This window comes from Actinacidiphila rubida (assembly GCF_900110255.1).
Lineage (GTDB): Bacteria > Actinomycetota > Actinomycetes > Streptomycetales > Streptomycetaceae > Actinacidiphila > Actinacidiphila rubida.
This window is the reverse complement of the sequence record NZ_FODD01000034.1, coordinates 18,273-41,600: the sequence shown is the minus strand read 5'-3', so window position 1 is coordinate 41,600 and position 23,328 is coordinate 18,273. Positions and strand designations below refer to the sequence as shown.

Here is a 23,328-nt window from a genome sequence, read left to right as displayed (position 1 = left end):
CGCGCCGCGGGCCGGTGCTGGGGCGCGGGTCGTGCCGCGGGCCCACACGACAGCGCCCGGCTCGCGAGGTGCGGCCGGGCGGCGAGGAGGGAACCGGGGGAGTGGCCCCCGCGTGGGGAGCAAGGTCGGGCCGGGGCGGGCTCGGGGCCCGCGCGAGCGCGAAAAGGCGCCCGGAGCTCAGCAGTTCGCGGAGGGTCCGCGCCTTATCAACTCGTCCGCCGCGTCGTTCACCGGCTGCGGCGTGCCGGTCAGGTCCATCACGAACAGCGGGACGCACAACTGGTCGGCGCGCAGCCGCGCGTCGTGCGCGTACCCGGCGAGCGAGAAGAACGCACCGGTGGCGTCCTCGTTCGCGCAGTTCAGCCACAGGCACTCGACGTCACGCAGCGGCGTGGGCAGCGTCGTCGGGTCGACCTGGGCGACGAGGTGGTCGCCGCGCAGGTCGATGCCGTTGGCGCTGCGGTCGCCCGCCAGCCGGACGCCCGCGAAGCCCAGCCACTTCAGGTACTGGGACGCCGCGGTGAGGGCGTCGCGCGCGGTACGGATGGTGACCGGGCGGAACGGCGGGCGGCTGGTCGGCGGCGGCGGGGCCTGACCCGCCGGCACCGGCGGGGCCTCGTGCGGGGGTGGCAGCGTGTGCGCGTTCCCGGCCGCGAGGCCCGGCTCGCTGCTGACCGGCAGTCGCACCAGTGCACCGCACGCGCAGTCGAACTCCGGCTGCGGCCACTGGTCGGAGCGTCCGCAGTCCGGGCAGCGCAACCGCACCCAGGAGTCGTCCCACGACCGGTGCCTGACCTCGACGGGCAGCCCGCCGACCAGGACGGGCGGGGCGACCGGTGACCCGCAGGCGCACGGGAAGGTGGGGGCGGTGTAGCTGTGTTCCTGGCCGCAGGCCGGGCAGCGCACCAGCACGCTCTCTGCCATCGATCGAACTCCCGGTCGGACGCGACGCCTTGAGCCGCGGTCTGTCTGCACCCATAGTGCAGGAAGACGACGCCCATGTGACCGGATCGGGACAGACCGCAACCCGCGCCGCCCTGACCACCCCTCAGAAGCCCGGCCGGCGCGGGTCGTGTGGTACCGCCCGGCGGTGCGCTCGGCGCGACAGGAGTGTCACGCACCGCCGGGCGGTGTTCGGGAGGGCGGCTCAGTCCTCGACCAGCAGCCCCGACAGCCGCTCGACCCCGCGCAGCAGCGCCGAGTGGTCGAGGCCGCCGTCGCCCTGGGCACGCAGCGACGCCACGAGGTTCGCGACGACCGCGCCCACCGGGAGGGCCGCGCCGACGGTGCGGGCCGCGTCGGTGACGATGCCCATGTCCTTGTGGTGCAGGTCGATCCGGAAGCCCGGTGCGAAGGCGCGGCGCAGGAAGTTGTCCTTCTTGCGGTCGAGCACGGTGGAACCGGCGAGGCCGCCGGCCAGCACCTCGAGTGCGGCCGCCAGGTCCACGCCGGACTTCTCCAGGAAGACCACGGCCTCCGCGCACGCCTGGAGGTTCACCGCGACGATCAGCTGGTTCGCCGCCTTCACGGTCTGGCCCGCGCCGTGCGGACCGCACAGCACGACCGTCCTGCCGAGCACGTCCAGCAGGGGCCGGGCGGCCTCGAAGTCGGCCTGCTCGCCGCCGACCATGATGGACAGCACGGCCTCGACCGCGCCGGCCTCGCCGCCGGAGACCGGGGCGTCCAGCACCCGGATGCCCTTGGCCGCGGCGGCCCTCGCCAGGTCGATGGAGGTCTGCGGAGTGATCGAGGAGGTGTCGACGAGCAGGGCGCCCGGCCGGGCGTGCGCCAGGATGCCGTCGGGGCCGTAGGCGACGGCCTCCACCTGCGGGGAGGCCGGGACCATCGTGAAGATCACGTCGGCGTCCTTCACCGCCTCGGCCACCGAGGCGGCGGCGGTCCCGCCGTTCGCGGCCAGCCGCTCCCGCTTCTCCGGTTCCAGGGTGTAGCCGGTCACCTGGTACCCGGCGCGGACCAGGTTCTCGGCCATGGGCGACCCCATGATCCCGAGCCCGATCCAGGCGACCTTGGGGAGGTTGGTGGTCATGAGTTCCTCTCAGGGGATGTACGGGGAAGGCCGGGGACATGGCCCTGAACCAACGGCGGGCCGGGGGCCGGCCGTCGGTTCAGGGGCGCCAGCCGAAGCTCGCCGCGCTGCCGGCCGCGGACGGCTTGTACTCCAGGCCGGTCCAGCCGGTGTAGCCGGCCGCGCGGAGCAGGCCGAGGAGTTCGGCCAGCGGGAGCGTGCCGGTGCCCGGGGCGCCGCGGCCCGGATCGTCGGCGATCTGGACGTGGCCGGTGCGCGAGGCGAACCGCTCGATGACGGAGGGAAGGTCCTCGCCGTTCCTGGACAGGTGGTACAGGTCGAGCAGAAAGCGGGTGTTGTCCAGTCCGGTGGCCGCGTTGACCCGGTCCACCACCTCGACCGCCGCATCCGCGCCGACCAGCGGATAGTGCGGCGACTCCGGCGCGTTGAGCGCCTCGACCAGCAGGACGGCACCGGCGTCGGCGGCCGCCCGGGCGGCGAACGCCAGGTTCTCCAGCGCCCGTTCGTCCTGCTCCGCGGGATCGGCGCCGTCCACCCGGTTCCCGTACAGCGCGTTGAGCGCGGTGCAGCCGACGGACGCGGCGAACTCCGCGGCCACCGGGACGTTCGCGCGGAACCGCTCGGACTCCGCGCCCGGCAGGGACAGTGCACCCCGGTCGGGCCCCGGCAGCCGCCCCGCGTAGAAGTTGAGACCCACCAGGCGGGTGCCGGCCGCCTCCAGCGCGGCCCGCAGCCCGTCCAGCTCGGCCTTCGGCGGGGTCGGGTCGTCGACCCAGGGCCACCACAACTCGACGGCGTCGAATCCCGCCGCGGCCGCGGCGGCCGGTCGTTCCAGCAGCGGCAACTCGGTGAACAGCATGGAGAGGTTCACGTCGAAGCGCGCATCGGTGAAGCTCACGGGAGTCCGCTCCCCTTCCGTATTGCGGAAGTTAGTTTCTGTCTTGTGGAACAGTGAAATCAGGCGGGCGTGCGCTGTCAAGTGCCGGCCGTTCCGCTCGCGCCTCGCGCGAACTGCGACGCGACCCAGGTGCGACCCGGGCGCGAGCGCCACCCGAGCCGGCGGGTGTACGGATGGGGGCGCGGGGGGCATACGCACCTCGGCGACCGCCGGGTAAACCAGGGGAACCGGGCCGTTAAACCTTTCCGGCACCACTTCCTCGGGGTGATCGGGGCGGCAAAAGAAAGACGCCCCGGGGGTCGCGCCCGGAAAACCGGCATTCACACTCCCGCAATACTGCGAAGTATGTCCGTTTGCTTACCATCGGGGTGCCCGCGGAGCCCGGTTGAGCTGCACTTTGCTCTGGACAACATAAAGGCCCTGTCGTACTGTCGTCCCCGATCGCCGATGTGTGCGGTAGGTCGATCGCTGCTCTGCTCGGCACACCCCTGCCCTGCACCCGGCGGTCGCACGGGGCTACGGGAACGGTGACGTGTGTGGTGGAGTGCGACACGATGCGCGCGCGAACCGTGAGAACGCGCGCGAGAAGTCCGAGAACAACGTGCTGACCTCGGCAGATGCCGCCACGGCGGTGCCACGTGAGGGACGTACCCGGTTCACCGTGCTGGGTCTGCTGAGCGTCACCGATGGCCGCGACTCGGTCGCCCTGCAGCCGTCCCGGCCCGCGTCACTGCTCGCCGCATTGTTATTGCACGCGAATTCCGCGGTCTCCACGGAATTCCTGCAGCGAGTTATCTGGGGCGAGGCCACTCCGGCCCAGGCGAAACCCGCTTTGCACAGCTGTGTCCTGCGGCTCCGCCGCCTGTTCGGTAAATACGGTGTGTCCGGCAATGCCATCGAGGCTGTTCCCGGCGGTTACCGCCTGACGGCGGACGCGGAGACCCTCGATCTGGTCGAGTTCCGGGAGCTCCTGGTCCAGGCCTATTCGGCCGGCGACGCCGACACCGAATTGCGCCTGCTCCGCGCCGCACTGGCCCTCTGGAAACCGCCGCTCATGGCGAATGTGCACTCCGATCTGCTGCACCGGGACGAGGTCCCGCGGCTGAAAGAGGAGTGGCTGCGGGCCATCGAGCGGGTCTTCGACCTCGAACTGGCGTGCGGCAGGCACCGGGAGGCGCTCGCCGAGATCTGGCCCGCGGCCCGCGCGCATCCGCTGCACGAGCGTTTCACCGAGCAGTTGATGGAGGCCCTGCGCCGCGCCGGGCGCCGCGCCGAGGCCCTGTCGGAGTACCGCAAGGCCAAGGAGCACCTCGCCGACCAGCTCGGCGTGGACCCGGGGCCCGCACTCCAGCGCCTGGAGCTGGAGATCCTGCGCGGCAGTCCCGATCCGGCCTCCGAGCCCGCCTCCGCCTCCGCCCCCGCGCACTCCGACGGATCCGCCGCGGCCGCACCCGCCGGCCACCGTGCGGACCGTCGCGTCGGGACCCCGGCCGGTCCGGGCGCCGCCCCCCGGACTCCGCACGCGCCCGGCACGGAACGCCCGCCCGGCACCGCGAGCGCCGCCGCGGGCACGCCGGCCGGGACAGGGGCGAGCGGTACAGGGCCGGCCGGTACAGGGCCGAGCGCTACAGCGCGGAACGGAACGGCGCTCGGAGCCGCCCCGTCCGGAACGGCCGCACGTAGCGGTCACCCGCCGGCCGCCGCCGCCCCCGACGACGCCGAACCCGGCACCGCGGAGGGCGCGTTGATCAGCGGCGAAGGAGTGCTCGACCGCCTGGTGGGCGCCGGCCTCCTCCAGGAGGGGCCGCGCGGCCACTACCGCATGCACGAGCTGCTGCGGGCCTTCGCCCGCGCCGCCGCCGCGGAGGGCGTCGGCGCCCGCACCGCGCGGACCGCACGCACCACCACCCCGACCCCCCGGCACGGCGCCGTGGACCTGCACCCGACGGAGGCGTGACTGACATGGTGTCACCGGACACGGCGACCACGGAGAACGCGGCGAGCGGGACCGCCCCGGCCGGCAGCGCCACGGGAGGCGGCCCGGCCGACCCGGCGCGCGCGGCCGCCGCGGCCGACGCCGCCTACGCGAAGATCGCCGGGACCCGGCCGCGCATCCGGCGCGACGTCCTCTACACGCAGACGCCCACCGGGGTGCACTTCCACAACGCCCGCGGCGGCTTCAGCGTCGTCATGCCGTCCGCCTACCGCTTCGCCTCGCTGATCGTGCCCCACCTCACCGGCGACACGACCGTCGAGGGCCTGTGCCAGGGGCTCGGCACCAAACAGCGCGACATGGTGACCCGGCTCGTCAGCACGCTCTACGCGCGTGGCTTCGCCCGCGACGCGGTGCCGCCCGCCGAGGGCGCACCGGTCCCGGAGGCCGACGTGGCACGCCGGTTCGCCCCGCAGATCGACTACGTCGACCATTACACCGACGGTGCCGCCGAGCGCTTCCTGCGGTTCCGCACCAGCCGGGTCGCCGTCCTCGGCGACGACGAGGTGGCGCGCTGGGCCGCGCTCTCCCTGATCCGCAACGGCTGCGCGGCCGTCGCCGTCACCGCGGGCGTCGACACCCCCGGCCACCGCTTCTCCGAGGTACGCGACGAGGCAGCCGAACTCGCCGCCGACGGCTGTCCGGTGGAGCTGCGGGTCCTCGAACCCGGCACCGGCCCGGGTGGTTTCGGCTGGGACGACCTCGATGGCTACGACGTCGTGCTGGTCACCGGAGAGCAGGCGGCCCGGCAGAGTGCCGCGCTGTCCGCGGCCGTCCCGGCCGGCCGGATGCTGGTGCCCGCCTGGGAGTTCGGCGGTGCGATGGTCGTCGGGCCGCTGACGGCCGAGGACTCGCCGGGCTGCTGGAGGTGCGCCGCCCTGCGGCTGTCCGCCAACGGCGACCCCGCACACGCCGCCGACCTGTGGAGCGCGCTGGCCCCCGGCGCCCCGCGCCCCGCGCCCGGCACCGCGCGCGGCCCGGTCGCCGCGATGATCGGCAACCTGCTCGGCTACGAGGTCTTCCGGCTCACCACGGGTGCGCTGCCCGCCGAGACCCGCGGTCAGGTCGTCGTCCAGGACCTGGACTCCCTCGACACGGTCGCCGAACGCCTGCTGCCGCACCCGGCGTGCCCCGACTGCGCGGCCCCGCCCGCCCCGGCCGCCGCAGCGTTCCGGCTCGACGCGCTCGACGCGCTCGACGCCGCTGAGGACCGCGCGGACCGGACCGAGGGCGAACCCGCCGAGGAGGACGCCGCCAAGGCGGCACTCGCCGAGATCACCGACCGGGCCGTCCTGGTGCAGCAGGCCGCGGGCGTCTTCCGGTCGTTCGACGACGAGGTGTGGGCGCAGACCCCGCTGAAGGTCAGCACGGTGGTGCTCAGTACCGGGCACGGCGCCGCCCGCCCGGTCACCGCTTTCGACGTCCACCATGTCGCGGGGGCCCGGCTGCGGGCGCTGTGCCGCGCCGCCGAGGTCTACGCCGAGCACGTCGTGCCGCTGCCCGAGGTGCTGACCGGAGCCGCGCTGGACGCGGCCCGCGCCAAGTGGGCGACCGCCGCGGCGGACCGGCTGGCCGTCGACTCGGGGCTCGGCGTCCAGGACGTCGCCGCGTGGTGCGCGACCGCCTCGCTGCTCGGCGGCGAGACCGTCCTCGTGCCCGCCGCCGCGCTGCGCCCGTTCGGACCGTACAACCGCGACCGGGTCGTCGAGCCGACGTCCGCCGGCACCGGGGCGGGCCGCACGCCCGAAGAGGCCACCGCCCGCGCCGTGCTGACCGCCCTCGCCCACGACACGCTGCGGGAGGCCCTGCACGGTCGCGTGCCGGTCGCCTCCGTCGACCCGGCGGCCCTGGAGGACGCCGGTGACCCCGAACTCACCTTCCTCGTACGGTCGGCGGCCACGCTCGCGGTGCCCGTCGAGATCCTCGACCTGGGCGCGCCCGGCGCCCGGGCGGTGCCGGTGGTGCTGGCCCGGTCCGGCGGGCGCTGGGCGGTCGGCAGCGCCCTGCGGTGGCGGGAGGCGGCGCTGGAGGCGCTGCGCGACCTGCTGGGCGCGGTGCAACTCGCCGCGGAGCCGCAGGCACCCGAAGTCCCGGACACCGGAGACCCGTTGCTCGCCGAGCTGGCACCGGCCTCGCTCGGCGTGACCGGGAGCGCCGCGCCCGCGGTGGACGCCGGCACCACCTGGGCCGGCGTCGCGGAGTCCCTGCGGGCGTCCGGGCGGGACCTGCTCGCCGCGCCGGTCCACGCCCCCGACCTCGGTGCCGGCCTGCTGCACGCCACCCGCGTCCTGCTGACCCGCGGCGGAGCCGTCGATGCCCGCTGACCTCAAGTCCCGCCCGCCGGTGCCCGGCCGGGCGGCGGCGGACGGAGCGCCGGGTCCCGCGGCGTCCGGCGGCGCCGGCGAGGCGGAGGCCGCCCTCGGCGCGCTGGCCGCCGCCCTGCGCGGCACCGCGGCCGGCGCGCAGGGCCCGGCGGTCGCCGGGCTCGGCCTGCGCGACGAACTGGCCGTCTCCGCTGCCGAGCCGGCCGAGGACGGCGAAGGGAACGCGTCCGCGCCGGTCGGCGTGCACGTGTACGGCCACCACGCCCTGGTCGGACCGTTCGAGCCGGACGGCACGCCCGGCTGCCGCCGCTGCCTCGTCCGCCGCTGGCAGGCGGTGCGCACCCGCGGTCTGCGCGAGGCGCTCGAACTCGGCGGCGGCGGCCGGACGGCGGGACGCCCGCCCTGGGCCGTGCCGTTCGTCACCGACGCGCTGACCGCCCTCGTCGCCGCGCGCCGCACCACCCGCAACCCGAGCCAAGGCAGCGACGCGGGCGGCGCCGGAGCGGGGCCCGGGCACCCGACGCCGGGCGGCGCCGGAACGGGTCACGGACGCCGACCGGCGGGCGGCGCGGCGGTGTTCCCGTACGCGTACCTCGTGGACCTGGAGACGTTGGCCGTCACGCCGTTCACCGTCGTCCCCGACGCCGAATGCCCGCGGTGCGGCGACGTGGTGGCCGACAGCGCGGAGACCGCCCGGGTGGAGCCGCCGAGTTCGCCCAAGCGCGCACCGGACGAGTTCCGGGTGCGGCCCGCCGACGCGTACGACGTGCCGCTCGCGGCCTACGTCAACCCGGCGGCCGGCATGCTCGGCCCGTCCGTCGTGCCCGACCTCGCGTCGGCGTCCACCTCCTCGGTCGTGGGCTCGTTCTTCCTGCGCTCCGGCGACTACCTGCGGGAATGCTTCTGGGGCGGCCACACCCCGCGCTACCGCTCCAGCGTGCGCGTCGGCCTGCTCGAAGGACTGGAGCGCAGCGCCGGAATGCGTCCCCGGGCCCGCCGCACCAGCGTCACCGCCTCGTACGACGAGCTGGGCGAGCAGGCCCTGGACCCGCGGACCTGCGGTCTGTACACCGAGGAGTTCCACCGCGCCGAACCCGGTGTCCGCCCGTTCGACCCGGCGCGGCCCATCCCCTGGGTCTGGGGCTTCAGCCTGCGCGACCGGCGGCCGGTGCTGGTGCCCGAGATCATCGCCTACTACCACGCGCCCGGCGGGCTGGAGAACCGCTTCGTGCAGGAGAGCTCCAACGGCTGTGCCTCCGGCGGGAGTCTGGCCGAGGCCGTGTACTTCGGCCTGATGGAGGTCATCGAACGCGACGCGTTCCTGCTCGCCTGGTACGCCCGCGCGCCGCTCACCGAGATCGACGCGACCACCAGCCGCAGCCCCGAGACCCGCGCGATGATCGACCGGCTGGCGATGTACGGGTACCGCGCCCGGTTCTTCGACACGCGGATCAGCTTCCCGGTACCCGTCGTCACCGCCGTCGCGGAGCGCGTCGACGGCGGCCTCGGCCGGCTGTGCTTCGGCGCGGGCGCCGGGCTCGACCCCGAGGCCGCGCTCGCCGCGGGACTCTGCGAGATCGCCACCGACGCGGTGAACCTGCGCCGCCGCACGGTGCGCGAGGAGCGGCGACTGCGGGCGATGGCCGCCGACTTCGGCCGGGTGCACGTCCTGCACGACCATCCCCTGCTCTACGGGCTGCCGGAGATGGCCCGCCACGCCGACTTCCTGCTGCGCGGCGGCCCGCGCGCCCTGACCACCGTGGCCGGTCTGGCCCGCGACACCCTCACCCCCGGCACCGACCTCCGCGACGACGTCGAACAGGTCGTCGGGCAGCTCGCCCGGGCCGGGTTCGACGCCATCGCCGTCGACCAGACCATGCCCGAACAGCGACGGCTCGGTTTCCACACCGCCGGCGTGATCGTGCCCGGACTGCTGCCCATCGACTTCGGGTGGAGCCGCCAGCGTGCCCTGCACATGCCGAGGACCCGCACCGCGCTCCACCAGGCCGGCCTGGCCGACCACGAGTTGCGCTCCGACGAGCTCAACTCCGCCCCCCACCCGTTCCCTTGACGCCGACCGACACGGCCGGCGCCGACACCGGATCCGCCACCGCCGAGACCGGCTCCGCCGCCGACGCGGCCGCCACCACCGCACCAGACCAGAGAGGACCGACCGTGGGATACGCCCAGGAGTACGCGACCGCCATCGTCCGGCGGGGCCGCTATCCCATGGAGCCCGCCGACTGGGTGCCGGACTGGGCGGACCGGCCGCGCAAGGGGAAGTACTTCCCGGACGCGCCGCTCTTCCCGCTGCCGTCCGGTCCGACGCCGACTGCCGGAGCCACTGGGGCCACCGTCGAGCGGGGACTCCACGGGCCGCGCGGCACGGGCGCGTTCACGCTTCCGCTGCTCGCCGGGATGCTCCAGGACTCCTACGGCCTGACCGGCCGTAGGCTCGCCGTGCAGGCCAACTCCGACCTGGGCACGCTGCCGATGTACACGCAGGCCAACTGGTCGCGCGGCAGCGCGTCGGGCGGCGGCCTCTACCCCGTAGGCGTCCACTGGATCGCCGGGCCCGGGGGCCCGCTCACGCCCGGCGTCCACTACTACGACACGCAGCAGCACGCCGTGCGACGGCTGCTGACCGGCGACGTCACGCCGCAGGTGCGCGCCGCCGTCGGCGAACCCGCCGCCGGGCACCGGCAGTTCCTCGTCCTCGGCGTGCGGTTCTGGCAGAACGCCTTCAAGTACAACAGCTTCAGCTACCACGTCGTGACCATGGACACCGGCGCCCTGCTGGAGACCTGGCGGATCTGGGCCCGCGCCCACGGCCTGCACATCGGGCCCGCGCTGTGGTTCGACGAGCCCGCGCTCGGCGGGCTCCTCGGCCTGGACGCGGACGAGGAGGGGGTGTTCGCGGTCGTGCCGCTGCGCTGGGCCGGCGACCCGGACCCCCTCCCGCAGGGCACCGAGGCCGGGCCGGACACCACCGCCCCGGGCGGCTCGCCGGCCGGCGCGGTGGACGGCCCGCCTTCCGGGCCGGTACGGGTGGCACACGCCGACCGGGAGCGGTCCCGCTCGGTCACCGCGTTCGAGACCGTCAAGGCCATGCACGACGCCACGCTGGCGGGCGCGGCGTCCCGGCCCGCTCCCGGCGCCCTCGACCCCGCGCTCGCGCTGCCGGTCGAACCCGGCGGGGAGCGCACCGCGCTGCCCGCGCCCGACGCGCTGGACCTCGGGGTACGGACCGCCCTGCGCAGCAGGCGCAGTAGTTTCGGCCGCTTCCAGGCCGTCACCCCGATGCCGGCGCGCCACCTGTCGACCGTGCTCGCCGCGGCGCACGCGGCCGGACGCCTCGACAGCGACACCGAGCCGGCCGGGGACCGCCCGCTGACCCGGCTGTACGTGTTCGTCAACCACGTCGCCGGCATCGACCAGGGCAGCTACGTGTACGACGCCGCCGACGGATCGCTGCGGCTGCTGCGCGCGGGCGCGCCCGGGGAGTTCCTGCAGCGCAACTACTTCCTCGCGAACTACAACCTGGAGCAGGCGGCCGCGGTCATGGTGCCCGCGGCCCGCACCCGCAGCGTCCTGGACGCCGTGGGCGACCGCGGGTACCGGCTGGTGAACGCGGTGGTCGGCGGCGTCTCCCAGGCCGTCTACACCGCGGCGGCCGCGGCCGGCCTGTCCTGCGGCGTGGCCCTCGGCTTCGACGCCATCTCGTACACCGAGGAGCTGGGGCTCGACGCGACCGGCGAGATCCCGCTGCTGACCATGATGATCGGCCACGAGCGCCCGCGCCCGGCCGACTTCCGCTCCGAGATCGCCTGACGGCGGGGACGGCCATGACGAGCCATACGGACACCACGGACACCACGGGTACCACGAACACCACGGTCGCCTCGGGAACGACGGGCACGACCGCCGGCATGGGCCCCCGGGGCGCGAACGACCCCGGCGACACCGGGTCCTGGGAGCTGCACCGGCGTTTCCTGCTGCGCGTGGCGGGCCTGCCCGTCGAGGCCGTGGCGGGGCTGCGGGACGAGCCGGCCCGCGACTGGGCCGTGCGCGTCCTTGACGCCGAGGCCGAACTCGCCTCGCTGGCAGTCGCGTTGGACGAGCCCCTCACCGCCCTGGTGACCGGCGTGGAGGACCCGCGCCGGCGCCGGGAGGTGCTGGCCGTCCGGCGCGACGTCTTCAACGGGCGTCTGCCGCGTGACCCGCAGGCGGTACGGACCGTGGCGGAGTACGCCGACGCGGCGAACGTCCCCGGCGGCGCCAGCGGGAACGACAGCGAGGCCGCCGGCGAAAACGCGCATACCACGGGGGAGTTGCTGCTGGGCTGGCTGAAGTGGCGCACCGCGCTGGCCGCGCTGGAGGACGAGGGCGGCCCGCTCCTCGCGGACGGCCTGGCCCGGACCCGGGCCGCGCTGCGCACCGCGGCGGGGGAGGAGCGTCTGCGGCACGGACTCGTGCTGGCCTCGCCCACCCTGGACGCCCAGCTCGACGCGTTCATCGCCGACCCGGCGCCCGTACCCGACAAGCGGGCCCGCAAGAAGGAACGCTCGCTCCTGGCGTACCTGTACCGCACGGCCTGCAAGACCAGCCCGTTCAGCACCTTCACCGGTGTGGCCGACGGCCGCTTCACCGACGACGCCGGCCCGGAGTGCGGCGCCGGCGGCCCGTGGACCAGCCACCCCCGGCTGAACGTCGTGGTGCTCGCGCGCCTCGCCGAGCTGATCGCCGCCGACCCCGAGCGGCGCGCCGCCCTGCCCGTCGCCGTGTCGGCGGGCTGGGAGCTGGACGAGGACCGGGTGCGGTACGTGCGCCGGTCGGTGACCGCGGGCGACGACAACGCCGCCGTGAGCTTCGACGCCGCTCACGACCGGCTGTTCTTCCTGCGGCGCCACGGCATCCTGGAGCGGATGCTGGGCCTCTTCGCGGGCGGCGCGTCCCTGCGCTACGGCGAGTTGCGGGAGTGGCTCGCGGCCGAGACCGGCGCGCCGCCCGAGGAGGCCGCCCGCTACCCCGCGACCCTGCTGGACCTCGGCATCCTGCGGATGACCGGCCTGGAGACCGACGTCCACGCCCCCGACCCGCTGCGCGCCTTCCAGGACGCGCTGCGCGCGCTCGACCGGGACTGGGCGGACGCGACCGCGCTGCGCCTCGACGCCGCGGCCGCGTGCGTGCGCGACTACCCGGCGGCCGGCGCCGCCGAGCGGCGGGCCCTGCTGCGCCGCCTGCGCGCGGAACTCCTGACCGTGCAGGTGGAGTTGGGCGCCGAGGACCCGTCGCTGCCGCAGACGCTGCTGTACGAGGACGTCAGTGCCCAGCCGGTCACCGCGGACCTGGACCGCTGGACGGACCTGGCCGCGGCGCCGCTGCGGGCACTCGACCGGATGCTGCCCGCCTTCGACGTGGCGCTGCCGCAGCGGCTGGTGCTGAAGGGCTTCTTCCTCGCCCGCTACGGGCGGGGCGGCCGCTGCGACGACCTGCTGCGGCTCGTGCACGACTTCCACGAGGACGTCTTCACCCAGTACCTCCAGTTCACCTCCCTCAAGTCGCCCTACCTGGAGGACGGTTCGCACGCGCCCGAGGAGAACTGGCTGGGCATGCCCGAGGTGACGGCACTGGACCGGGCCCGGGCCGCGTTCACCGGCCGGATGCGCGGCCTGTGGGCCGCCCACCCCGAGGGGGCCGCGGAACTCGCCCTCGACGAGGAGACGGTCACGGCGGTCGCCGCCGAACTGGCACCGCTCGGCTCCCCGTTCGCCCCGCACAGCCACTTCGTGCAGCTCGCCGACCGCGTCGGCGATCCCCTGGTGGTCCTCAACAACTCCTACGGCGGTCTGAGCTTCCCCTTCACCCGCTTCACCCACTGCTTCGACGGCCCCGCCCGGCCCGCCGCCCCCACCGCCGAGACCCTCGCCGCCGGCCCGGCGGACGCGACGGAGGGCGACGCGACGGAGGGCGACCCCGGCGCCACGGCCATGACCGACGGGCTGCGGGAGGCGCTGCGCGCCTGGCAGCCGCCCGGTGCCGTCTTCGCCGAGGTCACCGCGGGCTCCGCGACCACCAACCTCAACCTGCACGGCCGGCTCACGGACCACGAGATCGTCTGCCCCGGCGAGAGCAGCACCGCGCCGCCCGAGGCCCGCCTCGACCTGGACGACCTCTACGCCGAGCACGACGAGGCCGCCGACCGGCTGGTGCTGCGCTCGCGGCGGCTGGGCCGCGAGGTCGTGCCCCTCTACCTCGGCTACCTGGTGCCGATGGTGCTGCCCGAAGTGCCGCGCACCCTGCTGCTGTTCTCGCCCACGTCCCGCTCCCGGCCCGACGCGTGGCGCGGCGTACCGGAGGCGCCCGCCGTCGACGGCGTCACGACCCGCCCGCGGGTGCGCTACCGCAGCCTGGTGCTGCACCGCCGCCGCTGGACCGCCGCGCCCGGCGCGCTGCCGGTCCGCGAGCCGGGCACGGGGGAGGCCGCCTCGTTCCTGGCGTGGCAGCGCTGGCGGCGCCGGCACGGCCTGCCCGAGCGGGTGTTCGCGACCGTGCGCGCCGCGGAGAGCGGCGACGGCGCGGCGGCGGCGTTCGGCGGCGGCGTCAAACCGCAGTACGTCGACTTCGCCAGCCCGCTGTCGCTGCTGGCCCTCGAAGGGCTGCTGGCCGCCGGCCCCGCCCGCACCGTGTTCGAGGAGATGCTGCCCGGGCAGGACGCGCTGCACGTCCGCTCGCCGCGCGGCCGCCACGTCGCGGAACTGGCCCTGGAGATCGTCCCCACGGCGCCCCGGGAACCGGCCGACCAGGCCGCCGCCGGGCCCGAACGCCACGGAAGGCAGGACCCCCGCGCATGACCACCCCCAGGCCGACCGCCGACCCCCGCGGCGACTGGCAGGCGTACCACGTCTTCTACGCCGCCAGCACCCGCCCGTTCCTCCTCCAGTGCGCCCGCCCGCTGGTCGCCGAACTCAGCCGGGACGGCCTGCTCGCCGGCTACTTCTTCATCAACTACTGGCTGGAGGGGCCGCACATCAGGCTGCGGCTGCGCCCGTCCTCGCCGCGGGCCGCGGACGAGGTCACCGAGCGGGCCACCGCCGCCATCGCGGAGTTCCTGCGCCGCAGGCCCGCACTGTACGAGGTGAAGGACGGGTTCCTCGCCGAGCTGTACAACACGCTGTTCGAGCTGGAGTACCCGGGCGGGGAGCGCGACCGGTACACCGATGCCGCCGGGCGGATGCGGCTGCGGTCCAACAACTCCTTCAGCCCCGAACCCTACGAGCCCGAGTACGGCAAGTACGGCGGCCCGGCGGGCGTGGAGCTCGCCGAGTGGCACTTCCAGCGCTCCAGCGACCTCGTCATCGACGCGGCCGCCACGATGAACCTGCACCTGCGGACCGTACTGCTGGGCGTGTCGGCGCAGTTGATGATGACGATGGGCGGCTCCCTGCTGCCCGACGAGGACGTCCTGCTCGAGTTCCTCGACCGCTACCACGCGTTCTGGAACTCGGCGTTCTCCGGCACCAACTTCACCGCGCAGGACGGCTACGACCGGGCGTACCGGAGCATGGACGCCACGCTCACCCGCCGCTTCCGGGAGATCCGCCGGGCCGTCACCGCCGAGGTGCCCGGGCAACTCCCGGGCTTCCTGCAGGGCTGGGCCGAGCACTGCCTCGAACTGCGCGGCCGCGTCGAGACGCTGGCCCGCGGCGGCGACCTGGTCTTCCGCTCCTGGGACGGCACCCGCGACCTGCACGTCACCGACCCCGGCCAGGCGCTGCCGATGCTCGCCTCGCCCTATATGCACATGACCAACAACCGCCTGTCCGTGAGCGTCCGCGACGAGGCGTACCTGTCGTACGTCCTCGGCCGGGCGCTGCGCGAGGCCGACGCCGAGCCGCAGCCCTCGGCGGCGCCGTGACCACCGCCGACCTGCTCCAGATGCGGCCCGCGGTCCGTACCGACATCCTCGTCGGGCCGGCCCTCATGCGCGGGCCCGTGCCGGTGCACCTGGTCAAGGACCCGGTCAGCGGCGCCCGGATGGAGGTCGGGGCCAAGGAGCACTTCGTGATCGTGCGCCTCGACGGCACCCGTACCCTCGACGAGATCGGCGCCGCCTACGCGGCGCACTTCGGGACGCGGCTCGGCCCCGCGCAGTGGCAGCACCTGCTGCGGCTGCTGTCCGTACGGCAGTTGCTCGGCGGCGCCGTCCCGTCCAGGGCCGCCGCCACGTCCGGAGCGTCCGGAGCGGCAGGTCCGGCGCCCGCGGGCCCCGAACGGCGGCGGGGGTCACTGCTGTCCGGCCGGACGAAGATGGTCGCCGACGCGCCCGCGCTGATGGACCGGCTGCACACCGCGACCGCCTTCGGCCGTCGCCGCGCGGTCCTGCTGCCGCTGCTCGCGCTGTGCGCCGCGCTCCTGGTGTGGGAGGGCTTCGCGTACCGCGAACTCGCGCACGCCACACACCGGTTGTTCGACCAGCCGGTGACGCTCTGCGCGGTCGGCGTGGTGCTGTGGTTCAGTCTCGCCGCACACGAGCTGGCGCACGGACTGGTCGCCCGGGCCTACGGACTGCGGGTCAGGGAGATCGGGCTGCGCCGCCACACCGGCTTCATGACCTACCTGTACTGCGAGGTCGAGGACGTGCAGTTCCTGCCCGGCCGCGGCCGGCAGATCGCCGTCGCCGCGGCGGGCGCGGTGACCAACCTGGTGTTCCTGCTGCCGTTCTGGCCGGTCTGGCTGCTGCTGCCCGACCGTGCGCAGGCCGTGCCGTTCTTCGGCGGCCTGCTGCTGCTCGGCACCGCCATGGCACTGCTCAACCTCCTGCCGCTGCCGCCGCTCGACGGCTACAAGGCCCTCGGCTACGCGCTCGGCACCCTGCGACTCGCCACCGAGAGCCGGGTGTTCGCGGTGAAGGCCCGCAGCCGCGCCGGACGGGCCGCCTACCCGCCGAAGCTGCGGGCGGTCTACGGCGGTTACGCCGTCGTGTGCGTCCTGCTGGCCGCCGCCGTGCTGGCCGGTCTGGGCCTGGCCTGCCGCGCGACGCTGCCCTCCTCCTGGTCGGCCGCCGCCCCCTGGCTGCCGGCCGCCGCCGTCGCCGTCGCGCTGACCCTGCGCGTGCTCGGCACCCGCGCCGCCGCCCGCCGCGCGGCCCGCACCCCCGCGACCGCGAGCCCCCCGAGCGCCGCGGCCGCCGCCCCCACCGGAACCGGCCCGTCGGCCGGCGCCGCGCCGGCCGCACCCTCCCCGGCGGCAGCCGGACCCCGTACTGGAACCGACTCCGCGCCGGAGGCGCCGATGGACCCGCGACACGCCACGGACCGCCTGGACCCCGAGGACCGGACTGATCCCGTGGACCGGCCGGACCCCAAGAACCGGACGGATCCCATGGACCGGCCGGACCCCACGGACCGGCCGGACCGGACCGAGCCGACGCGGCCGATGGACGAGGACGGCACGCGGCCTACGCGTTGGGCCGTCGAACTCTCCGGCGTCAGCAAGACGTACGGCGACGTACGGGCCCTCGACGGGGTGTCGCTGAGCGTGCGGCAGGGGGAGTTCTTCGGCATCCTCGGCCCCAACGGCGCGGGCAAGACCACCCTGGTGGAGATCGTCGAGGGCATGCGGCGGGCCGACGCCGGCACCGTCACCGTGCTCGGCGAGAGCCCCTGGCCGCGCAACACCGGCCTGCTGCGGCGGATCGGCGTGCAGACGCAGTCCTCGGCGTTCTTCACCCGGCTCACCGCCTGGGAGCACCTGGAGACCGTCGCCGCGCTGCACGGCATCGGCAAGGACGCGGCACGCCGGGCGCTGGACATGGTGGGCCTCGCCGACAAGGCCCGCAGCCGGGTGGACGACCTGTCCGGCGGCCAGCGGCAGCGCCTCGCCCTGGCCACCGCCCTCGTCCACGAGCCCGACCTGATCTTCCTCGACGAGCCGACCGCCGCCCTCGACCCGGAGGCCCGCCGCTCGCTGTGGGACGTGCTGCGGGCGCTGCGCGGGCAGGGCCGCACCATCGTCTACACCACCCACTACCTCGACGAGGCCGAGGCGCTGTGCGACCGGGTCGCGATCATCGCCGGGGGCAAGGTCGTGGCGCTCGACACGCCGACCGCACTGATCCGCGCGCTCGCCGCGCCGGCCCGGCTGCTGGTGCCCGCCGACCGCATCACCCCCGAGCAGGCCCGCGCCATCGACGGCGTCGAACGCGTCCTGGTCGAGGGCGGCGAGCTGGTCATCGAGACCCACGCCGCCAACCGCGTCCTCGTCGCCGTCGGCGAATACGTCGACATGGACGCCGTCCAGACCCGCACCGCGACCCTCGAGGACGCCTACCTGCGGCTGACCGGATCGGAGCACGCCCGATGAGCACCGCCTACGCCGCGCTGACCAGGGCCGCCACCCTGGCGTCCGTGCGCGACAAGACCACGGTCTTCTTCACGTTCGCCTTCCCGCTGGTGTTCCTGCTGGTGTTCGGGCTCCTCTTCCGCGGCCAGAACGTCAACGGCGGCCTGCCGTACATCAACTACGTGGCGCCCGGGGTGCTGGCGTGGGGCGTCGGCAACGCCGCGCTGTTCGGGCCCGCGTTCGCGCTGATGCACTGGCGGCGCGACGACATCCTGCGGCTGGTGTGGCGCACCCCGACGCCCCTGTTCACGGTGCTCGGCTCGCGGTTCGTCGTCGCGGTCTGCGTGGGTCTCGCCCAGGCCGTGCTGTTCACCGCGGTCGCGCTGCTGCCGGTGTTCGGGCTGCACCTGTCTGGCGAATGGCCGTACGCGCTGCCGCTGCTGGTGCTCGGCGTCGCCGCGTTCCTCTCCATCGGCCTGGTGGTCGGCAGCCTGGCCGACACCCCTGAGGCGGTCGCCGCGATCGCCAACTGCGTGATGGTGCCGATGGCGTTCCTGTCCGGCGCGTTCTACCCGGCGGACCTGCTGCCGGGCTGGATCCAGGACGCCTCCTGGGTGCTGCCGCTGCGCTACCTCGACCACGGCCTGACCAACGTCCTCGCCGGGCGCGGCGATCCGGGTCCGCTGGCCCTGGACTGCCTGGGCCTCGCCGCGTTCACCGCCCTGTTCGGCCTCATCGCCGCCCGCACCTTCCGCTGGAGCAACCGGACATGACCCTCGACACCGCCGAACGCGCCACGGGCGCGGGCCGATCGCAGGACGCCCCCGGCGCGGAGGCGTCCCCGGACCCGGCGGGGGACTCCCCGCTGGAGCGCGCCGGGCGCCACCTGGAACGCGTCCTCGCCGGCCCGGCCGCCGCGGCCGGACTGCCCGCCCCGGCCGTCGCCGTCCTGGGCGCCCGCGACGTGCTCCGTCCCGAACCTCCCGAGCGCGCCCGGCACCGGGCCGCGGCCACCGTCCACCTGACGGCCGAGTCCGTCCTCATCGGGCCCTGGGGCGACCCCGGCGCACCGGGTGCGCCCGGCACCGCGTGCGGCGGATGCCTCGGCGTCCGCTGGCAGCGGCTGCGCACCCGCACCGAACGCGAGGCGCTGGAGACCGGCCGCCCGCCGACCCCCGCCGGCACCTGGCCCGTGCTGCCCGCCCACGCTGTCGACGCCGTGGCGGCGCTGTACGCGTGGGCGATGCGACGCGGCGGCACCCCGGCGGCCGACGGCCATGCCCGCGTCACCCGCTACGACCTGGAGAGCGGCCTGGTGCACACCGTGCCGCTGCTGCCCGAGCCGCTGTGCGGCAACCATGACGGGTCGGACGGCTCGGACGGGGCGGACGGGTCGCACGGGCCCGACGTGCCCGGCGCGCTCACCGGCGAGACGCCGTTCACGCTGTCCCCCCGCCCCAAGACGGCGCCGGACCGCTACCGGCTGCGGGCGCCCTCGGACTACGCGCTGCCCACGGCCGCCCTCGCCAATCCGGTGTGCGGGGTGCTCGGCGCCGGCACCTGGAACGACGTCACCTCGCCGACCACCGCGCCCGTCGCCGGCACCGTCTTCATGCGCGGCTACGCCGGACTGACCGACGTGACCTGGAGCGGGCAGGCCAACTCGTTCGCCGCCAGCCGCGAACTCGCCTTCCTGGAAGGCCTGGAGCGGTACGCCGGCACCCACCGCCGGCACCTCGGCGGCATCGTCACCGCCTCCTACGACGACCTCGGCGACCGCGCCCTCGACCCGCGCACCTGCGGCCTGTACGCGCCCGAGACGTATCGCGACGACCCGATGATCGCGCCGTTCGACCCCGCGCGCCCGATTCCCTGGGTCCGCGGGCACTCGCTGCGCGACGGCCGCCCCGTGCTCGTCCCCGCCCGGCTGGTCTACTACAGCGCCGGCACCGACGCCGACCACTTCGTCTTCGAGTGCTCCAACGGCTGCGCCACCGGCAGCTGCCTGGAGGAGGCCGTCCTCTTCGGCCTGCTCGAACTCGTCGAGCGCGACGCCTTCCTGCTCGCCTGGTACGGCGACGCCCCGCTCGACGAGATCGACCTGGCCTCCTGCGGCAGCCCCGTCATCCGCGCGATGACCGACCGCGCCGCACTGTGCGGCTACGACGTGCACGTCTACGACAACCGCATCGACCTGCCGGTGCCGGTCGCCACGGGCCTGGCGGTGCGCCGCGACGGTGGGCCCGGCACGCTGGCGTTCGCGGCCGGCGCCGCCCTGGACCCGGAGACGGCCGTGGAGTCGGCGGTGTCGGAGATCCTGACCTATCTGCCGCACCTGCCCCGCCAGGTCGCCGAACGTCCCGCCGAACTCGCCGCCATGGCGCAGGATTTCAGCCTGGTGCGCCGACTCCCCGACCACGCGGCCCTGTTCGGGCTGCCGGAGATGGCCGCCCACGTCCGCGGCTACCTGGAGCCGCCCGCCGTGCGCACTCTCGCCGACGCCTACGCCTCCTGGGAACGGGACCGGCCACGCGGCACCGACCTGCGCGAGGACGTGCGGTGGCTCACCGGAGAGCTGGCGGACGCCGGCTTCGACGTCATCGTCGTCGACCAGACCGCCCCCGAGCAGCGGGCGGCCGGCCTGCACACGGTGTGCACCATCGTGCCGGGGCTGCTGCCGATCGACTTCGGCTGGGCCCGCCAACGCGCCCTGACCATGCCCCGGTTGCTGACCGCCCAGCGGCGCGGCGGTCTGCGCGACCGCGACCTGCGCGAGGAGGACCTGCGCCGGGTCCCGCACCCGTTCCCGTGACCGTCCCCGCGGCCCGCCCCGGGGCTCTCCCCGGTGCGGCCGCGCAGGGACCGTGCCCGCGGCGGCCTTCTCGCCGCCGCGGGCACGGTGCCCGGCGCGCGCACGGCGAAGGGCCCGTGGCCTCGCGAGGGCGAGGCCACGGGCCCGGACGGCCGATCCTGGGATCAGGCGGTGCAGCTGGTGGTGCTGGTGGTGCTGGAGCAGGTGCTCGTGCTGGAGCAGCTGGTCGACGAGCCGAGCATGACCTCGCTCGCGTCGGAGTAGTCGGTGATCTCGAAGGTCTCGGACTCCAGCTCCAGGATCTCCTGGGCGAGGGAGGCGAGCGGCGCGGTGGTCTTGATGTCGGCCATGGTGACCCCTTTCCGGCAGGGAACGCGGCCCGGTCCGGGCTGCGCACCCTTTTCTACGCGCGTCCACTGGCACATCCGCTGTCATCCCGCTGTCACGTCCGCACCGTTCCGCTCGCACTCCCCGGCCGGCCCTCCGGCCCCCACGCCGCGCACCGTTCCCCCTTCCGCCACCGCACCGCGCACCGTCGCCCCTTCCGCCACCGCACCGCGCACCGTCGCCCCTTCCGCCACCGCACCGCGCACCGTCGCCCCTTCCGCCACCGCATCGCGCGCCGTCCCCCGTACCGCAGCCCCGCTCCGAACCGACCGCACCGGAGGGCCCGTTGACCGCCGAACCCGGCACCACCACCCCGTCGTCGGCCGAACTCCCCGGCCTGGCCGACGTCCTCGGTCCGGCCGCCGAGCTCTACCTCGACGTCCACCGCCACCCCGAGCTGTCCGGCGTCGAGGCGCGCACCGCCGGCCGGTTCGCGGAGCGGCTGGCGTCCGACGGTTACGAGGTGACCCGCGGGGTCGGCGGGCACGGCGTCGTCGGCGTGCTGCGCAACGGCCCGGGGCCCGTCGTGCTGCTGCGCGCCGAACTCGACGCGCTGCCCGTCCGGGAGGACACCGGTCTGCCGTACGCCAGCGCCGTCACCGCGCCGCGGCCGGTGATGCACGCCTGCGGCCACGACATGCACCTGGCCTGCCTGTCCGGCGCCGCCGCGCTGCTGTCCCGCACCGCCTCGGGCTGGAGCGGCACGCTGGTCGTGGTCGGCCAGCCCGCCGAGGAGACGCTGACCGGCGCGGCCGCCATGCTCGCCGACGGCCTGTACCGGCGCTTTCCGGCGCCCGGCGTGGTGCTGGCCCAGCACACCGTGCCGCTCCCGGCCGGGATGGTCGCCCATGGCGACGGCCCCGTGCTCGCGGCCGGCGCCACCGTCGAGGTGGTGCTGCACGGCCGCGGCGGACACGCCGGCGCCCCGCAGCTGGCCGTCGACCCCGTGGTCGCCGCGGCCGCGCTGGTGCTGCGGCTGCAGACCGTGGTGTCGCGGGAGACCGGCCCCGGCGAGCCGCTGGTGCTCACCGTCGGCAGGCTGCACGCCGGCGGCGCCGGCAACGTCATCCCGGACCGGGCCGAACTGGAGGTGACGCTGCGGGCGTTCGCCCCGGAGACGCTGGACCGTGCGCTCGCCGCGGTGCACCGCATCGTGCACGCCGAGGCGGCCGCGTCCGGCTCCGGACGCGCACCCGGGATCCGGGTGGTCAACCGCTCGGGCACGACCGTCAACGACCCCGAGGCGGCGACGGCCGTGCGCCGCGCCCACGAGGACGCGTTCGGCGCCGGCCGCGTCGCCCGCTGGCAGCCGTCCACCGCGACCGAGGACTTCCCGCTGCTCGGACCGGCCGGCCGCGACCTGCACGGCGTCGCCGGGATCAGGACCTGCTACTGGATGCTCGGCGCGGTGGGACCCGAGCAGTGGGCGGCGGCCGGTGCCACCGCCGCCGAGCGTCTCGCGGCCGTGCCGGGCAACCACTCCCCGCGGTTCCGGCCGCACGTCGGGCTCACCCTGCGCACCGGCGTCCGGGCCCTGTCCGCGGCCGCTCTCACCCACCTTGCGGCTCCCGCCGGGTCGGTTAAGGTCGCCTCTCAGACGCCCTCCGCGGTGGAGGGCTGAGAGCGAGTCGCCGGCTGCCCCGCACGCAGCCCGGCCTGGGGGCCCTGGTGAGACTGAGGCTGGAATTCACGACCGAGCCGTTCGACCTGGAGGAGCCGCCGGAGCACGCCCTGGCCGCCCGCGAGGTCGTGGAGAGCGGCGCCCTCGAGGCGGTGGACGTCGGCCCGTTCGGCAACACCGCCGAGGGGTCGGTGGACGCCGTGGTCGACGCCGTCGCCGAGGTGCTGCGGCGCTCGCTCGCCGCGGGCGCCACCCGGGTGTCCCTCCAGGTCAACGCGCTGCCCGAGCGGGACGGCGAGGGGCTCGCATGACCGGTTCCCCCTCCGGGCCCGCCGCCGCGTCCGCCGCCGGTTCCGGCTCCGCGTCCGCCGCCGGGGGGCGCGGCGCCCGCGGCGGCCCCGCGGCCCCGGCCCGGCACCCGTTCACCGACGCGGTGCGGCCGCTCGCGGACGCGATCGGCGCCGAGCTGGTGGCGCCCGCCGAGGCCCGCGGCGACGACGTGGTGCTCGACTGGGAAGGGGAGCCCGTCGTGGCGGTACGCCTGCCCCACCTGGCCGACTCGCTCGACCACATCCTCGCCGACATGGAGCGCCGCCACGGCCCGCTCGCCCAGCTCGGCCGCAAAGAGAAGCAGAACGTGGTGCGCATCCTGGAGGAGCGCGGCGCGTTCTCCGTGCGGCACGGCGTGGAGACCGTCGCGTCCGCGCTCGGCGTCAGCCGCTTCACCGTCTACAACTACCTGAACAGGGAGAACGCCGCTCGCGACGAGCGGTGACCGGAGCCCGCGGCGGCGCCACGGCGGCCCCGCCGTGCCCCGGACGGCGGCGGGGGCCGCCTCCCCGTGCGACGTTCAGAGGATTCCCTCCGGCCACGTTTTTTCAACAAACTGTTGACGTTGCGCG

16 protein-coding genes are annotated in these 23,328 nt (G+C 75.5%); 12 read left to right on the top strand and 4 right to left on the bottom strand.

Annotation, left to right across the window (positions count from 1 at the left end):
- Positions 1 to 177 precede the first annotated feature (177 nt).
- The 3 genes from BMW99_RS28900 to BMW99_RS28890 form a co-directional block, all read right to left on the bottom strand.
- A complete protein-coding gene (locus BMW99_RS28900; RefSeq protein WP_069462485.1) occupies positions 178 to 924 on the bottom strand; it encodes a hypothetical protein in 747 nt (248 codons plus the stop codon).
- A gap of 223 nt (positions 925 to 1,147) precedes the next feature.
- Positions 1,148 to 2,047, bottom strand: coding sequence for a 2-hydroxy-3-oxopropionate reductase (locus BMW99_RS28895; protein ID WP_069462484.1), 900 nt, complete (start codon positions 2,045 to 2,047; stop codon positions 1,148 to 1,150).
- A 79-nt stretch (positions 2,048 to 2,126) separates the two neighbouring features.
- Positions 2,127 to 2,906, bottom strand: a complete 780-nt coding sequence (locus tag BMW99_RS28890) for a TIM barrel protein (RefSeq protein WP_407640332.1) — start codon at positions 2,904 to 2,906, stop codon at positions 2,127 to 2,129.
- A gap of 583 nt (positions 2,907 to 3,489) precedes the next feature.
- Here BMW99_RS28890 and BMW99_RS28885 point away from each other — a divergent pair.
- From BMW99_RS28885 to BMW99_RS28845, 9 genes are all read left to right on the top strand, one after another.
- Positions 3,490 to 4,902: an AfsR/SARP family transcriptional regulator gene (locus BMW99_RS28885; protein WP_075017844.1), complete on the top strand. Its 1,413-nt coding sequence runs from the start codon at positions 3,490 to 3,492 to the stop codon at positions 4,900 to 4,902.
- A gap of 5 nt (positions 4,903 to 4,907) precedes the next feature.
- Positions 4,908 to 7,262 (top strand): TOMM precursor leader peptide-binding protein, encoded by a 2,355-nt coding sequence (locus BMW99_RS28880; protein ID WP_079138244.1) that lies wholly within the window; start codon positions 4,908 to 4,910, stop codon positions 7,260 to 7,262.
- On the top strand, positions 7,252 to 9,333 hold the full coding sequence (locus tag BMW99_RS28875) for a TOMM precursor leader peptide-binding protein (protein ID WP_075017843.1): 2,082 nt from the start codon (positions 7,252 to 7,254) through the stop codon (positions 9,331 to 9,333). The genes BMW99_RS28880 and BMW99_RS28875 overlap by 11 nt, the downstream gene beginning before the upstream one ends.
- Before the next feature lie 104 nt (positions 9,334 to 9,437).
- A complete protein-coding gene (locus BMW99_RS28870) occupies positions 9,438 to 11,093 on the top strand; it encodes a nitroreductase family protein (RefSeq protein WP_075017858.1) in 1,656 nt (551 codons plus the stop codon).
- A 14-nt stretch (positions 11,094 to 11,107) separates the two neighbouring features.
- A complete protein-coding gene (locus tag BMW99_RS28865; RefSeq protein WP_075017842.1) occupies positions 11,108 to 14,116 on the top strand; it encodes a lantibiotic dehydratase in 3,009 nt (1,002 codons plus the stop codon).
- Positions 14,113 to 15,180, top strand: coding sequence for a lantibiotic dehydratase C-terminal domain-containing protein (locus tag BMW99_RS28860; protein WP_069463165.1), 1,068 nt, complete (start codon positions 14,113 to 14,115; stop codon positions 15,178 to 15,180). The genes BMW99_RS28865 and BMW99_RS28860 overlap by 4 nt, the downstream gene beginning before the upstream one ends.
- A gap of 1,520 nt (positions 15,181 to 16,700) precedes the next feature.
- Positions 16,701 to 17,627, top strand: a complete 927-nt coding sequence (locus tag BMW99_RS28855) for an ABC transporter ATP-binding protein (RefSeq protein WP_069462065.1) — start codon at positions 16,701 to 16,703, stop codon at positions 17,625 to 17,627.
- A complete protein-coding gene (locus tag BMW99_RS28850; protein ID WP_069462064.1) occupies positions 17,624 to 18,379 on the top strand; it encodes an ABC transporter permease in 756 nt (251 codons plus the stop codon). The genes BMW99_RS28855 and BMW99_RS28850 overlap by 4 nt, the downstream gene beginning before the upstream one ends.
- On the top strand, positions 18,376 to 20,418 hold the full coding sequence (locus BMW99_RS28845) for a TOMM precursor leader peptide-binding protein (protein WP_079176218.1): 2,043 nt from the start codon (positions 18,376 to 18,378) through the stop codon (positions 20,416 to 20,418). Before BMW99_RS28850 ends, BMW99_RS28845 begins: the two co-directional genes overlap by 4 nt.
- Before the next feature lie 164 nt (positions 20,419 to 20,582).
- On the opposite strand, the gene BMW99_RS28840 is transcribed toward BMW99_RS28845, so the two are convergent.
- On the bottom strand, positions 20,583 to 20,768 hold the full coding sequence (locus BMW99_RS28840) for a thiazolylpeptide-type bacteriocin (protein ID WP_075017841.1): 186 nt from the start codon (positions 20,766 to 20,768) through the stop codon (positions 20,583 to 20,585).
- A 323-nt stretch (positions 20,769 to 21,091) separates the two neighbouring features.
- On the opposite strand from BMW99_RS28840, the gene BMW99_RS28835 reads away from it, so the two are divergent.
- Genes BMW99_RS28835 through BMW99_RS28825 form a run of 3 tightly spaced genes read left to right on the top strand, consistent with a single transcriptional unit; the run spans position 21,092 to position 23,201 of the window.
- The gene (locus BMW99_RS28835; RefSeq protein WP_075017840.1) at positions 21,092 to 22,426 is read left to right on the top strand and encodes an amidohydrolase; all 1,335 of its coding nucleotides are present in this window, start codon (positions 21,092 to 21,094) and stop codon (positions 22,424 to 22,426) included.
- A gap of 47 nt (positions 22,427 to 22,473) precedes the next feature.
- Entirely contained in the window at positions 22,474 to 22,737 is a 264-nt protein-coding gene (locus BMW99_RS28830; protein ID WP_069467288.1) for a hypothetical protein, read from the top strand.
- Positions 22,734 to 23,201: a helix-turn-helix domain-containing protein gene (locus tag BMW99_RS28825; protein WP_079139060.1), complete on the top strand. Its 468-nt coding sequence runs from the start codon at positions 22,734 to 22,736 to the stop codon at positions 23,199 to 23,201. The genes BMW99_RS28830 and BMW99_RS28825 overlap by 4 nt, the downstream gene beginning before the upstream one ends.
- Positions 23,202 to 23,328: the final 127 nt, after the last annotated feature.